Here is a 14,132-nt window from a genome sequence, read left to right as displayed (position 1 = left end):
GAGCTCTTACTTGATCAGACCATCCAGCGGCGAAGAGGCGCTGGCATAGAGTTTCTTCGGCATACGCCCGGCCAGGTAGGCCATGCGACCGGCGACAATGGCGTGCTTCATGGCTTCGGCCATCAGCACCGGCTGCTGGGCGTGGGCGATGGCCGAGTTCATCAGCACTGCCTCGCAGCCCATTTCCATGGCGATGGTGGCGTCGGAAGCGGTACCCACACCGGCATCGACCAGCACCGGCACCTTGGATTCTTCCAGGATGATCTGCAGGTTGTAGGGGTTGCAGATGCCCAGGCCGGTGCCAATCAGGCCAGCCAGCGGCATGACCGCGATGCAGCCGACTTCGGCCAGCTGACGGGCGATGATCGGGTCGTCGCTGGTGTACACCATCACGTCGAAACCTTCCTTGACCAGCACTTCGGCGGCCTTGAGGGTTTCGATCACGTTGGGGAACAGGGTTTTCTGGTCAGCCAGCACTTCCAGCTTGACCAAGGTCCGCGACTCATGGGACTTGTAGCCATCGAGCAGCTCACGGGCCAGGCGGCAGGTACGAACTGCCTCGACGGCGTCGAAGCAACCTGCGGTATTTGGCAGGATGGTGTACTTGTCGGGCGACAGTACGTCGAGCAGGTTCGGCTCGCCCGCATTCTGGCCAAGGTTGGTCCGGCGCACGGCCACGGTGACGATCTCGGCACCCGAGGCCTCGGTTGCCAGGCGGGTTTCTTCCATGTCACGGTACTTGCCGGTGCCAACCAGCAGGCGCGACTGGAAAGTGCGCCCGGCCAGGATGAAGGGCTTGTCGCTACGAACGTTGCTCATCGTTGTTCCTCGGGAAAAGGTTGCAGGGCTTGCTTGAGAACCGCCAGGCTGCTGTCAGCCGCCACCGATGGCGTGAACCACTTCGACCTGGTCGCCGTCGTTCAGCAGCGTGCTGTCGTGCTGGCTACGCGGCACGATATCCAGGTTCAGTTCCACGGCAATGCGGCGCCCGCTCAGCTCCAGGCGCGTCAGCAGGGCTGCAACGCTCTCGCCGGCAGGCAGTTCGTAAGGTTCACCGTTCAGTTGAATGCGCATGCGCACGGCCACCATTGTTCGTTGGGGCCCGCATTCTAGCGCCGAACCGCCCTGCAACCCAAGGGCGGTGCGCGCCATTAGTCGCGATTGTGGACCACTCGGTCAGCCCAGCCGCCAGGCTGCCAGGCCCAGGCACAGCCAGCCGGCAAGGAAGCACAGGCCACCAATCGGGGTGATGATGCCCAGCTTGCCCAGGCCGCTGAGGGTCAGCAGGTACAGGCTGCCGGAGAACAGCACGATGCCTATGACAAACAGCCCCCCGGCCCAACCGACCAGGCGCCCGGGCAGGTGAGCAGAAAGCAGGGCAACACCGAAGATCGCCAGGGCATGTACCAACTGATAGGTCACGCCGGTATGAAAGATCGCCAGGTAGTCGGCCGTCAGACGATTCTTCAGGCCATGGGCGGCGAACGCGCCCAGGGCGACGCCGGTAAAGCCGAAAAAAGCGGCAAGCATCAGGAAGCTGCGAAGCATGGGACGACTCCTTGTATCGGGTCTGTATAATGGCCCCTTCCACCCAAACGGCCAAGCCATCGCCATGCTGCCAACCCTTATCCGCCGCCTCTCCCGCGCCCTGCTTTGGTTCGCTGCCGGCAGCATCGTGCTGGTGCTGGTGTTCCGCTGGGTGCCGCCGCCCGGCACGGCGTTGATGGTCGAGCGCAAGGTGCAGTCATGGGTGAGTGGCGAGCCGATCGACCTGCAGCGCGACTGGGAGCCATGGGAAAACATCTCCGATGAGCTAAAGGTCGCAGTCATTGCCGGCGAGGACCAGAAGTTCGCCAACCATTGGGGTTTCGACATCCCTGCCATCCAGGCGGCCCTGGCCTACAACGAGCGCGGCGGCAGCATTCGCGGGGCCAGCACCCTGACCCAACAGGTGGCCAAGAACCTGTTCCTGTGGTCCGGGCGCAGCTGGTTCCGCAAAGGGCTGGAAGCCTGGTTCACAGCCTTGATCGAGCTGTTCTGGTCCAAGGAGCGGATTCTTGAGGTTTACCTGAACAGCGCCGAATGGGGCAAGGGAGTGTTTGGGGCCCAAGCCGCGGCGCGCTATCACTTTGGTGTGGATGCCAGCCGGCTCAGCCGCCAGCAGGCCGCGCAACTGGCGGCGGTGCTGCCCAGCCCAATCAAGTGGAGTGCCAGCCGGCCAAGCGCCTACGTGGCCAGCCGGGCCGGCTGGATTCGCCGGCAGATGAGCCAGTTGGGCGGGCCGGGTTACCTGATGCAGCTCGACACCTCACGCAGCAAGCTTTGAATTTCGCGGTGATGCGCAGATCGAGCGCCGCGCACAAAAAAGCCGCTCGCCCCATCGGGGCCAGCGGCTTTCTTTACAATCAAGGCTCGATCAGGCAGCGATCAGCGCCTTGACCTTGTTCATCGCATTTTTCTCCAGCTGGCGAATTCGCTCAGCCGAAACGCTGTACTTGTCAGCCAGCTCATGCAACGTAGCCTTTTCTTCGGCCAACCAGCGCTGGTAGAGAATATCGCGGCTACGCTCGTCAAGCCCTTGCAGCGCTTCGTGAAGGTTGCTGGTGGAGTTGTCGCTCCAGTCGGCATCTTCCAGTTGCACCGCAGGGTCGTAACGATGGTCTTCCAGGTAGTGCGCAGGCGACTGGAAGGCGCTGTCGTCGTCAGCCTCGGCTGCCGGGTCGAAGGCCATGTCCTGGCCGCTGAGGCGGCTTTCCATCTCGCGCACTTCGCGCGGCTCGACACCCAGGCTTTCCGCCACGCGATGCACTTCGTCGTTGTTCAACCAGGCCAGGCGCTTCTTCTGGCTGCGCAGGTTGAAGAACAGCTTGCGCTGGGCCTTGGTGGTGGCCACCTTGACGATGCGCCAGTTGCGCAGGATGAACTCGTGGATCTCTGCCTTGATCCAGTGCACGGCGAACGACACCAGGCGCACGCCCATTTCCGGGTTGAAGCGCTTGACGGCCTTCATCAGGCCGACGTTGCCTTCCTGGATCAGGTCGGCCTGGGCCAACCCGTAGCCGGCGTAGCTACGGGCGATATGTACGACGAACCGCAGGTGGGCCATCACCATTTGACGAGCGGCCTCGACATCCTGCTCATAATAGAGACGCTCGCCCAGATCACGCTCCTGCTCGACCGTCAGCAGCGGAATGCTGTTGACCGTGTGCACGTAGGCTTCCAGGTTTGCACCGGGTACCAGGGCATAGGCAGGTTGCAACGATGTGGTCATTCAAGAACCTCCGACTTTCAAAACTCGCGCCTTGTGGGCGCTGCCAACATTGACCTGGAACGACGGTACAAGTTCCGCAGTGAAGAAAATGTCAATGCTGGCACGTAAAAACTATCGCGGCGCCAGCTCGTTCAGGTGGCGGGCGACTGCAATCCATGCACCGATATACCCCAACAGCACCGCTCCGATCAAGAGCGACAGACCATCGGACGCCGGCACCCCACCCAGGGCGAAGTCACTGCCATACAGCCCGGAAAGCCCTACCACCGCCTCGTTCAGCCAGTTCAGGCCAAACGCCAGGATACCCCACGCCAGCAACCCCGCGCCCAGGCCATACAGGGCGCCCATGTACAGGAAAGGCCGGCGCACGTAGGCGTCGGTGCCACCGACCAGCTTGATCACTTCGATCTCGACGCGGCGGTTTTCAATGTGTAGACGAATTGTGTTACCGATTACTAACAGCAGGGCAGAAATCAGCATCACGGCCAGACCAAAGACGAAGCGGTCACCCAGCTTGAGGATAGCGGCCAGCCGCTCGACCCAGACCAGGTCCAGCTGCGCCACTTCCACCCGTGGCAGCTCCGACAAGCGCTGACGCAAGGCGTCCAGGGCCGGCTTGTCGACCTCGGTCGGAGTGACTACCACCACCCCTGGCAACGGGTTGTCAGGCAGTTCGCGCAGGGCCTCGCCCAAGCCGGACTGTTGCTGGAACTCTTCAAGCGCCTGCTCGCGGCTGACATATTGCGCATCCGCCACGCCAGGCATGCCCTTGATCTCGTCGCGCAGCGCCTCTCCGTCACGGCTGCCGGCATCCAGCTTGAGGTACAGCGAAATCTGCGCTGCGCGCTGCCACGAGCCGCCCAGTTGCTCGACGTTCTTCAGCAGCAACGACAGGCCCATCGGCATACTCAGTGCCACCGCCATCACCAGGCAGGTGAAGAAGCTGCCGATCGGCTGCTTGCCCAGGCGGCGCAGGCTGTCGGCCATGCTGGCACGGTGGCTTTCCAGCCAGGCATGCAGCAGCGTGCGGAAATCCGGGCCGTCATCGTCTTCACCGCGCTTTTTCTTCGCAGGTTGCGGGTCGGCCGGCTTCGGCGCAACCCGCTCGGAAACCTTCGGCGTACGTGTAGTGCTCATTGGCCGGCCTCCCCATCGCCGATCAAGCGGCCGCGCTGCAAGGTGAGCATGCGGTGACGCATGCGCGCAATCAGTGCCAGGTCGTGGCTGGCGATCAATACCGTGGTGCCCAACCGGTTGATGTCCTCGAACACGCCCATGATTTCTGCCGCCAGCCGAGGGTCGAGGTTACCGGTGGGTTCGTCAGCCAGCAGTAGCGCCGGCTGATGGACGATAGCGCGGGCAATGCCGACCCGCTGCTGCTGCCCGGTGGACAGGTCGGCCGGGAACAGCTCGCCCTTGTCGGACAGCGACACGCGCTCCAGGGCCGAGTCCACGCGCTTGGCGATCTCGGCCTTGGACAGGCCGAGAATCTGCAGCGGCAAGGCGATGTTGTTGAACACCGTGCGGTCGAACAACAGCTGGTGGTTCTGGAACACCACGCCGATCTGCCGGCGCAGGAACGGGATTTGTGCGTTGCTGATCTGGCCCAGGTCCTGCCCGGCCAGCATCAGCTTGCCGCTGGTCGGGCGTTCCATGGCCAGCAGCAGGCGCAGCAAGGTGCTCTTGCCGGCACCCGAGTGGCCGGTGACGAACAGGAACTCGCCCCGGCGCGCCCGGAAACTCAGCTCATGCAAACCGACATGACCATTGGGATAGCGCTTGGCAACCTGTTCGAATCGGATCATGGTCAGTCTCGCTCGGCGAACAGAGCCTTGACGAACGGCTCGGCTTCAAAGGTGCGCAGGTCGTCGATGCCTTCACCGACGCCGATGAAACGGATCGGGATGTTGAACTGCTTGGCCAGGGCGAAGATCACCCCGCCCTTGGCAGTGCCGTCCAGCTTGGTCAGGGCCAGGCCGGTCAGCTCGACGCTCTGGTTGAAATACTTGGCCTGACTGATGGCGTTCTGGCCGGTGCCGGCGTCAAGCACCAGCAGCACCTCGTGCGGCGCCTCAACGTCAAGCTTGCCGATGACCCGGCGGACCTTCTTCAGTTCTTCCATCAGGTTGTCTTTGGTGTGCAAGCGGCCGGCAGTGTCGGCGATCAGCACGTCAACGCCACGGGCCTTGGCGGCCTGCACGGCGTCGAAGATCACCGAGGCAGAATCGGCACCGGTGTGCTGGGCGATGACCGGGATCTGGTTCCGCTCGCCCCACACCTGCAGTTGCTCGACCGCCGCGGCACGGAACGTATCACCCGCGGCCAACATGACTTTCTTGCCTTCCAGCTGCAGTTTTTTCGCCAGTTTGCCGATGGTGGTGGTCTTGCCGGCGCCATTCACGCCCACCACCAGGATCACGTAGGGCTTGTTCTGCGCCTGCACTTTCAGCGGCTGCTCGACCGGGCGCAGCAATGCTGCCAGTTCTTCCTGCAGCGACTTGTACAGGGCGTCGGCGTCGGCCAGTTGCTTGCGGGCGACCTTCTGGGTCAGGTTCTGGACGATGGCCGAGGTGGCTTCCACACCCACGTCGGCGGTCAGCAGGCGCGTCTCGATCTCGTCGAGCAGGTCGTCGTCGATGACCTTCTTGCCGAGGAACAGACTGGCCATGCCCTCGCCGATGCTGGCGCTGGTCTTGGACAGGCCCTGCTTCAGGCGGGCGAAGAAGCCGGGTTTGGCTGGTTCGGTAACGGTTGCGGCCGCCACACGCTCGGCCTCGGACTGCACGGGCTCTGCTACCGGGCGCTCAGGGATCGCTGGCGGAGCCTTCGGCTCCAAGTCAGGGACGAGAGCGACGGGCTCCTCGGCAACGGGCAAGACCAGGTTGCTGACCGGGGGTTCAACGGCTTGAACGACCTGTGCTGCTATTGGCGCAGGGGTTTCGACCTGTGGGGCGACAGGCTCGGCATTCGCGGGCACGCCCATGCCCACAGGGGTAGGCTCAGGCACCGGAGTAACCACAGGGGCCGGCGCAAGCTCAGGAGCCGGGGCAGCCACTGGGACAAGTGCAGGCTGAGGGACCGGCGCAACCACCGGGGCAGGTGCAGGCTCAGGGGCCAATGCTGGCTCGGTAGCCCGAGGGGCCTCAGGTGCAGGTACGGGGGCTTCTGCAACCGTCGGTGCCACCGGAGCAGCTTCAAGCTGCTCGACGGCGGACGCCGGTGCTACAGGCTCTACAGCCTGGGGTTCAGGGGCTTGTGGCTGTTCGGCGACAGGTTGCTGCGGCTTCTTTCGAAACCAGCTGAACAGGCCTTTCTTCTCGCCAGCCTCGGCCGGCGCTTTCTTGTCGTCGTTGGAACCAAACATGGAGGACGGCTATCTCAGGGTAGCGATGAGCCAGCAATGGCTCATCGGGAATTCTCTCTACGCAGAACAGACTATCTTGAAGCCGGCTGGTTCATGCGCAACGTTTTGTCTTAGTGTCCTGCGGGCCAGAACGGCGACAGGCATGGTCGCCAGGCAACCGGATCAGTATCCTAGCACCTCCTGGCCCGCCGACGCTAAACCCAGCGGGCCGTCGAACAGGTTGAACACCTTATGAATGCTCTAGCCCGCCGCGCCGCAGGCCTGTTGCTCGGCACGCTCTGCCTGCCGCTCGCAGCCTTCGCCGCCGATGTGCAACCCACCCACGAATTCATCCTCGACAACGGCCTGAAGGTGGTCGTGCGCGAAGACCACCGCGCCCCGGTGGTGGTCTCGCAGATCTGGTACAAGGTCGGCTCCAGCTACGAAACGCCGGGCCAGACCGGGCTGTCGCACGCGCTGGAACACATGATGTTCAAGGGCAGCGCCAAACTTGGCCCCGGCGAGGCCTCGCGGGTACTGCGTGACCTGGGCGCTGAAGAGAACGCCTTCACCAGCGACGACTACACCGCCTATTACCAGGTGCTGGCACGCGACCGCCTGCCGGTAGCGCTGGAGCTGGAGGCCGACCGCCTGGCCAGCCTGCGCCTGCCGGCCGACGAGTTCAGCAAGGAAATCGAGGTGATCAAGGAAGAACGCCGCCTGCGTACCGACGATCAGCCCAACGCCAAGGCTTTTGAGCTGTTCCGCGCCATGGCCTACCCGGCCAGCGGTTACCACACCCCGACCATCGGCTGGATGGCCGACCTGGAACGGATGAAGGTAGAGGAACTGCGCCACTGGTACGAATCCTGGTACGCGCCCAACAACGCCACGCTGGTGGTAGTTGGGGACGTCACACCCGACGAGGTGAAGGGCCTGGCGCAGAAGTACTTCGGCAGCATCCCCAAGCGCGCCGTGCCGCCAACCAAGCTGCCACTGGAGCTGGCCGAGCCTGGCCTGCGTCAGCTGACCCTGCATGTACGCACCCAGCTCCCAAGCCTGATCTATGGCTTCAACGTGCCCGGTCTGCCGACTGCCAAGGACCCGCGTACCGTGCATGCCCTGCGCCTGATCTCGGCACTGCTCGACGGTGGCTACAGCGCCCGCATGCCAGCCCGGCTGGAACGTGGCCAGGAGCTGGTGGCCGGCGCATCTTCCAGCTACAACGCCTTCACCCGAGGCGACAGCCTGTTCCTGATTTCGGCCACACCGAACGTACAGAAACAGAAAACCATGGCCGACGTCGAGAAAGGCGTGTGGCAATTACTGGACGAACTCAAGACCACCCCGCCCAGCGCCGAAGAGCTGGAGCGGGTACGTGCACAGGTCATCGCCGGTTTGGTCTACGACCGCGACTCCATCAGCAGCCAGGCCACCACCATTGGCCAGCTGGAAACCGTCGGCCTGTCCTGGAAACTGATCGACAGCGAACTGGATGAGCTAAAGCGCGTCACCCCGCAGGACATCCAGAACGCCGCGCGCACCTACTTCACCCGCGAACGCCTGAGCGTTGCCCATGTTTTGCCTGAGGAGCCCGCTCATGAGTGATCGTCGCGCACCACGCCCAACCCTGCTGGCCACCGGCATCCGCGCCCTGGCGCTGGCGGCAGTGCTGGCCGCCCCGGCCATGGCCGACAACGCCGCCAAGGCCGACAGCAACGCGGCTCGCCCGGCCAATACCTTGCAGTCGCTGGCCGAGCTGGATGGCAAAGCGCCCAGCCGGCGCCAGCTGAACATCCAGCACTGGAACACCGCCGAGGGTGCCCGGGTACTGTTTGTCGAGGCCCGCGAACTGCCGATGTTCGACCTGCGTGTCACTTTCGCTGCCGGCAGCAGCCAGGACGGCGGCACGCCAGGCCTGGCTGCGCTGACCAACGCCATGCTCAACGAAGGTGTGGCCGGCAAGGACGTGACCGCTATCGCGGAAGGTTTCGAAGGACTAGGCGCAGACTTTGGCAACGGTTCCTACCGCGACATGGCCGTGGCCTCGCTGCGTAGCCTCAGCGCCAAGGACAAGCGCGAGCCGGCGCTCAAGCTGTTCACCGAGGTGGCCGGCAAGCCTAGCTTCCCTGAGGACGCCCTCAAGCGCATCAAGAACCAGATGCTGGCGGGTTTCGAGTACGAGAAGCAGAACCCCGGCAAGATTGCCGGCAAGGCGCTGTTCGCCAACCTCTACGGCGACCACCCCTACGCTCACCCAAGCGACGGCACCGCCGAAAGCATAGACGGCATTAGCCTCGCACAGCTGCGGGCCTTCCACGCCAAGGCCTATACCGGCGGCAACGCAGTGATCGCCCTGGTCGGCGACCTCAGCCGCGCCGAGGCTGAAGCCATCGCCGCGCAGGTGTCTGCCGGCCTGCCCAAGGGCCCGGCGCTTGCCGCACCGGCTCAGCCCGCCGATGCCAAGGCAGGCCTTACCCATATCGACTTCCCGTCCAAGCAGACCCACCTGATGCTGGCTGAACTGGGCATCGACCGCCAGGACCCGGACTGGCCAGCGCTATCGCTGGGCAACCAGATCCTCGGCGGCGGTGCGTTCGGTACCCGGCTGATGAGTGAAGTGCGAGAAAAACGCGGCCTGACCTACGGTGTGTACTCGGTGTTCAGCCCGATGCAGGTCCGCGGCCCGTTCATGATCAACCTGCAAACCCGGGCCGAGCTCAGCGAAGGCACGCTCAAGCTGGTGCAGGGCATTCTCGCCGACTACCTGAAGACAGGGCCCAGCCAACAGGAACTGGACGACGCCAAGCGTGAGCTGGCCGGCAGTTTCCCGCTGTCCAATGCCAGCAATGCCAGCATCGTCGGCCAACTCGGCGCCATCGGCTTCTACAACCTGCCTCTGACCTGGCTGGAGGACTTCATGCAGCAGTCCCAGGCGCTTACCGTCGAGCAGGTCAAGGCAGCCATGAACAAACACCTGTCAGCCGATAAACTGGTGATCGTCACCGTTGGCCCGAAAGTGCCACAGAAAGCGCTGCCAGCACCCACTGACAAGCCCTCCGAGCAGCCGCTCGGGGTACCGGAGCACTAATGCCAAGATCCACCCCTCCCGCCCGCCCGCAAACAGGCCAAAGCAAGGGCCAGGGCCACCTGCGCATCATCGCTGGCGAGTGGCGCAGCCGCCGCCTGGCGGTGCCTGAAGGCGAAGGCCTGCGGCCAACGCCCGACCGCGTGCGCGAAACCGTCTTCAACTGGCTGGCACCCTACATCGAGGGCGCCCGGGTGCTGGACGCCTTCACCGGCAGCGGTGCCTTGGTGCTCGAAGCCCTGTCCCGCGGGGCGGAAGATGCGGTGGCGCTGGACAGCAACCCGGCGGCCATCGCCAACCTCAAGAACAACCTCGAGATCCTGCGCTGCCCGCGCGGGCAGATCCTGCAGACCGATGCCTTGCGCTACTTGCAAGGCCCGGCCAAGCAGCAGTTCGACGTGGTGTTCCTCGACCCTCCGTTCAACCAGGATCTGCTGGCCAACACGTGCAACCTGCTAGAGCAACACCAGTGGCTGAGTGAACAGGCGTGGGTCTACACCGAAAGCGAGGCAGCGCCGTCGAGCTTGCAGCTGCCAGGCAACTGGCGCCTGCACCGTGAAAAAAAGACTGGCCAGGTGCACTACGCACTTTGGCAGCGGGCCTGACCACGTAACCCGGGGCTGGTGTATTTAGTTACCGCCAACCGGCCTGGGGCATGGCTGAAGCTTCTCCTTCGATTCTTGCAGGAGCGCGTCAACCATGCCCCGAAACCCTTCCCCGCCTGCGCCCACCAGCGCAGTAAGCGCTTTTACACTGGCCAATGGCTTGCGTGTGTACCTTCGTGAAGACAGGCGCGCGCCGCTGGTCAGTGCGCAACTGTGGTATCACGTCGGCTCCAGCTATGAGCCTGAAGGCCACACTGGCCTTTCTCACGCACTGGAGCATCTGCTGTTCGAAGGCAGCAGCAAATTGGCCGGCGGCCAGTACTCCGCGTTCATGGCCCGCCTGGGTGGCAATCCGAATGCATTCACTGCCCAAGAAGCCACGGTCTTCCCGCTTACTTTGCCCAGCAATCGCCTGGAGATTGCGTTGGAAGCCATGGCCGACGTGATGGCAAGCGCAACCCTCGACAGCGCACCCTTCGCTCGCGAACTGGCGGTGGTCATGGCCGAGCGACGTGAAAATATCGATAACACCCCTCTCGCGCTGGCCCTGGAGCATCATCAGCTACTGGCCTATGGCAACAGCGGCTACGGCACGCCAGTGATCGGTCACAAAGCGGACCTTGGCCACATGACGCTGGCTGCAGCACGTACCTGGTACCAAAGCTGGTATCACCCTAACAACGCCACGCTTGCAGTAGCCGGCGACATTGCCTTGCCACAGCTGCAAACCCTGGTAACCCGGCACTTTTCAGCGATCCCCGCCAATCGCCTGCCGCTGCGACAAACCCACAAAGCCCCGCCCGCTCTTGTACGGCGCGACCAGACCCTGCGCTTGCAAGGCCTGTACACGGGCGTGATCCTCAGTTTCAACCTCCCCAGCCAATGTACCGCCGAGTCTGATGAGCAAGCTTATGCACTGAGGCTGCTACCCGACATCCTGGCCGACGGTCAAGCCAGCACCTTGCAACGCAGGTTGGTGTTGGAGGAACCGCTACTACGGGGGATCCGGTCAGATTATGAGCCCTGGCAACGGGGCGACAGCCTGCTGACCCTCTACGCCTTCTGCAGCCCACAGGTTACGCCAGAAGCAGCAGCCGAAAGGCTGATGCTGGAAATCAATGCGTTCCGCCACTCAGCCCCCTCCAAGGAAGGCCTTCAACGCGCCAAAGCGCGGCTGCTGGCCAGGCGAATGTTCGAAATGGACGATATCGGCAAACAGGCAGAAACCATCGGCAAGCAGGCCAGCTGCGGCCTGGACCCCGTGACGCTGGACGATGAACGGCAGGCCATCAACGCCGTGACAGCCGAACACGTTGGCCAGGCTGCCCTGGACTTCCTCACCGAAGACCGAGCCGCTATTACTTTTATGCACACCAAGGAGAGCGCTGATGAGTGACACTATTGCGCAGCCCCAGCAGACGGCCGATGGCGATGATATTTTTGGCGGCCTGATCTCTGCCCAGGGGCTGGACCTGAACCAGCTCACCCCCCATCAGACACATGTGCAAGCCTGGACAACAGCAACAGGCGCAGGTGTGAAGTTCGTCGAAGCACGTGGGTTACCTATCGTCGATGTGGTATTGCGGTTCAAGGCCGGCACAAGCCAAGACACCCTGCAATCCGGCCTGGCAGCCCTGACGCTGTATATGCTCGACGAGGGCAGCCAGCTTTACACCGCCGCCCAGCAAGCCGAGCGCATGGAGCGGCTGGGCGCGATCATGGACAAACAGGTCCGCCTGGAGCACGCGACATTGAGCCTGCGCAGCCTGAGCAGCAAAGCCCTGCTTGATCCTGCCTTGGCGCTTTTCATCGATCTTGCCGCACGCCCTGCCTTTCCAGCCCTTGCATTGGAGACGGTGAAGCGCCAGCTGTTGCAGTCCAATGCATCACGAGAACGGCGCCCCGACATCAGGGCCCGGAGCGAAGTTTTCCGCCATTTGTTCAAGGGGCACCCCTACGGCAACCCGTGGGGCAGCACAGCCGAGGGTATGGCAACTGTCACCCCTGAGGACTTGCGGGCATTCCACCAGCGTGCTTATTCCGCCAGTAACCTGGAAATGGTGTTGGTCGGGGACCTCTCGCTTGCTGATGCACAAGCCATTGCCCAGCAAATAAGCCAGGCCCTGCCCCAGGGCTGGTCCGCCGTTGAGCTGCCTGCCGTGCCGGCAGCAGCCAGTGCAACTGTGAACATCGAGCAGGAGGGTGCCAGCAGTGCATTGGTGTTGGCAGTGCCCATGAACGTACCCGCCAATGACCCGGAGTATCCAGCGCTGGTGTTGGCTAGCGAGGTATTGGGGGCAGACCTCGAATCCCGCCTGATGGTGGAAATGCGCCAACGCCGTGGGCTGACCTACGGTATCTACAGTCGAGTGTCGCCCATGAGTGCCGGTGGCCTGTTGAGCATCTCGTGGGAAATCGCCCCTGCGTACGTGCAAGGCTCGCAGGCTTTGGTAGAGGAGCTGCTGCGCGACTTCATCGACCAAGGCCCGACCCAGGCCGAGCTGGACCTGGCGCGCAATCGTCTGGCCGGGCAACAGCTACGCGGGATAGCGCAAAACAAGAGCCTGGCAGCGTTGCTCGCGCAGATCACCCATCAAAACCAGCCCGCGGACCATTTGAACACCTACATCGAGCGCATCGGCAGGCTGACCCCAGCGGACCTTCGCGCTGTCATGCAGCGCCGGCTCGACCTGGACCAGAAGGTGCTGGTCAGTGTCGGCCCTCAAGCCGAGCAGCAAGCGTTGCCGGCCCTCTAACAATAGCGCAGGTACTGTGGCGCTGTTTCATGGCACTCTAGGCAGGCACAACATGAGTCGCCCAGCATGCCCACTACCAGCGCCACGTTCCACCCAGCCTTCGGCCTGTCCAACCCCCATCTGCAAACGCTGTGGGGGCCATTGTGGCGCAAGCTGCCGGACCTGCCACGTAGCCGCGAACGCTTGTGGCTGGCCGACGGTGACTTCATCGACCTGGACTGGCACGGCCCGCACCAGCCGCATGTGCCATTGGTGCTGGTGCTGCACGGGCTGACCGGTTCGTCCCATTCGCCGTACGTCAAAGGTCTGCAGCAAAGTTTGCACGCACGCGGCTGGGCCAGTGTGGCAGCGAACTGGCGCGGCTGCTCGGGCGAGCCCAATCTCCTGCCCCGCAGCTACCATTCCGGCGCCAGCGAGGACCTGGCCGAAATTGTCAGCCACCTGCGCGCCCAGCGCCCACTGGCGCCGCTGTATGCGGTGGGTTACTCGCTGGGGGGCAACGTTCTGCTGAAATACCTGGGCGAGAGCGGGGTCGCCAGCCAGCTGGAGGCGGCGGTCGCAGTATCGGTGCCGTTTCGCCTGGACCACTGTGCCGACCGCATTGGCCAAGGTTTCTCCAAGGTTTACCAAGCGCACTTCATGCGCGAAATGCTGGCGTATGTACAGCTCAAGCAGCAGCACTTTCACGCCAACGGCCAACATGACCGGCTGGCGACGCTGCAGCGCTTGGGGCCACTGACCAAGTTGCGCACATTCTGGGACTTCGACGGCAGGGTTACCGCCCCCCTGAACGGGTTTCGCGACGTGCACGACTACTATCGTCGCTCATCGAGCCATTTCTTCCTGGGCCAGAACCGCACGCCGACGCTGATCATCCATTCCAGCGATGACCCGTTCGTGTCCTGCCACAGCTTGCCCACAGCCCGTGAACTGGCATCGCAAACCCGCTTCGAACTGCATAGCCGTGGCGGGCATGTGGGCTTTGTGGACGGCAGCCTGCGCAATCCGGGGTATTACCTGGAGCGCCGGATTCCGCAGTGGCTGGTCGAAGGTACCTAGCCCGAGCGGA

14 protein-coding genes are annotated in these 14,132 nt (G+C 63.5%); 7 read left to right on the top strand and 7 right to left on the bottom strand.

Annotated features, from left to right (window positions below; genetic code table 11):
- Positions 1–6: 6 nt before the first annotated feature.
- From OO258_RS04895 to OO258_RS04885, 3 genes are all read right to left on the bottom strand, one after another.
- Positions 7–819: a thiazole synthase gene (locus OO258_RS04895; protein WP_266029050.1), complete on the bottom strand. Its 813-nt coding sequence runs from the start codon at positions 817–819 to the stop codon at positions 7–9.
- 54 nt (positions 820–873) lie between these two features.
- A complete protein-coding gene (gene thiS, locus OO258_RS04890) occupies positions 874–1,074 on the bottom strand; it encodes a sulfur carrier protein ThiS (protein ID WP_110745194.1) in 201 nt (66 codons plus the stop codon).
- 102 nt (positions 1,075–1,176) lie between these two features.
- Positions 1,177–1,548, bottom strand: coding sequence for a DUF423 domain-containing protein (locus tag OO258_RS04885; RefSeq protein ID WP_110745185.1), 372 nt, complete (start codon positions 1,546–1,548; stop codon positions 1,177–1,179).
- Between the two features lie 64 nt (positions 1,549–1,612).
- Here OO258_RS04885 and mtgA point away from each other — a divergent pair, with 64 nt between their 5' ends.
- Complete coding sequence (gene mtgA, locus OO258_RS04880; protein ID WP_266029115.1) at positions 1,613–2,326, top strand: monofunctional biosynthetic peptidoglycan transglycosylase; 714 nt, start codon at positions 1,613–1,615, stop codon at positions 2,324–2,326.
- A gap of 90 nt (positions 2,327–2,416) precedes the next feature.
- Here the strand turns inward: mtgA and rpoH are convergent, their stop codons facing one another.
- The 4 genes from rpoH to ftsY all read right to left on the bottom strand — a co-directional run bounded on the left by rpoH (position 2,417) and on the right by ftsY (position 6,635).
- Complete coding sequence (gene rpoH / locus OO258_RS04875; protein WP_003249083.1) at positions 2,417–3,271, bottom strand: RNA polymerase sigma factor RpoH; 855 nt, start codon at positions 3,269–3,271, stop codon at positions 2,417–2,419.
- A gap of 111 nt (positions 3,272–3,382) precedes the next feature.
- Positions 3,383–4,408, bottom strand: coding sequence for a permease-like cell division protein FtsX (ftsX, locus tag OO258_RS04870; protein ID WP_110745186.1), 1,026 nt, complete (start codon positions 4,406–4,408; stop codon positions 3,383–3,385).
- Positions 4,405–5,076, bottom strand: a complete 672-nt coding sequence (gene ftsE, locus OO258_RS04865; protein WP_012274659.1) for a cell division ATP-binding protein FtsE — start codon at positions 5,074–5,076, stop codon at positions 4,405–4,407. Before ftsE ends, ftsX begins: the two co-directional genes overlap by 4 nt.
- A 2-nt stretch (positions 5,077–5,078) precedes the next feature.
- Positions 5,079–6,635, bottom strand: coding sequence for a signal recognition particle-docking protein FtsY (ftsY, locus tag OO258_RS04860; RefSeq protein WP_266029049.1), 1,557 nt, complete (start codon positions 6,633–6,635; stop codon positions 5,079–5,081).
- 231 nt (positions 6,636–6,866) lie between these two features.
- On the opposite strand from ftsY, the gene OO258_RS04855 reads away from it, so the two are divergent.
- The 6 genes from OO258_RS04855 to OO258_RS04830 all read left to right on the top strand — a co-directional run bounded on the left by OO258_RS04855 (position 6,867) and on the right by OO258_RS04830 (position 14,122).
- Positions 6,867–8,222, top strand: a complete 1,356-nt coding sequence (locus OO258_RS04855; protein WP_266029048.1) for a M16 family metallopeptidase — start codon at positions 6,867–6,869, stop codon at positions 8,220–8,222.
- Positions 8,215–9,705, top strand: coding sequence for a M16 family metallopeptidase (locus OO258_RS04850; protein ID WP_266029047.1), 1,491 nt, complete (start codon positions 8,215–8,217; stop codon positions 9,703–9,705). Before OO258_RS04855 ends, OO258_RS04850 begins: the two co-directional genes overlap by 8 nt.
- A complete protein-coding gene (rsmD, locus tag OO258_RS04845) occupies positions 9,705–10,307 on the top strand; it encodes a 16S rRNA (guanine(966)-N(2))-methyltransferase RsmD (protein WP_266029046.1) in 603 nt (200 codons plus the stop codon). The genes OO258_RS04850 and rsmD overlap by 1 nt, the downstream gene beginning before the upstream one ends.
- Positions 10,308–10,401: 94 nt before the next feature.
- Entirely contained in the window at positions 10,402–11,703 is a 1,302-nt protein-coding gene (locus OO258_RS04840) for a M16 family metallopeptidase (RefSeq protein WP_266029045.1), read from the top strand.
- Entirely contained in the window at positions 11,696–13,063 is a 1,368-nt protein-coding gene (locus tag OO258_RS04835; protein WP_266029044.1) for a M16 family metallopeptidase, read from the top strand. Before OO258_RS04840 ends, OO258_RS04835 begins: the two co-directional genes overlap by 8 nt.
- Positions 13,064–13,129: 66 nt before the next feature.
- Positions 13,130–14,122 carry a hydrolase gene (locus tag OO258_RS04830; protein ID WP_110747154.1) on the top strand — a complete coding sequence of 331 codons (993 nt, stop codon included), beginning with the start codon at positions 13,130–13,132 and terminating at the stop codon, positions 14,120–14,122.
- The last annotated feature ends 10 nt before the right edge of the window (positions 14,123–14,132 follow it).

Origin of the sequence: Pseudomonas sp. DCB_BI, from assembly GCF_026240995.1 — a bacterium.
In the GTDB taxonomy this organism is placed as follows: Bacteria; Pseudomonadota; Gammaproteobacteria; order Pseudomonadales; family Pseudomonadaceae; genus Aquipseudomonas.
This window is presented reverse-complemented; position numbering and strand designations above follow the sequence as displayed.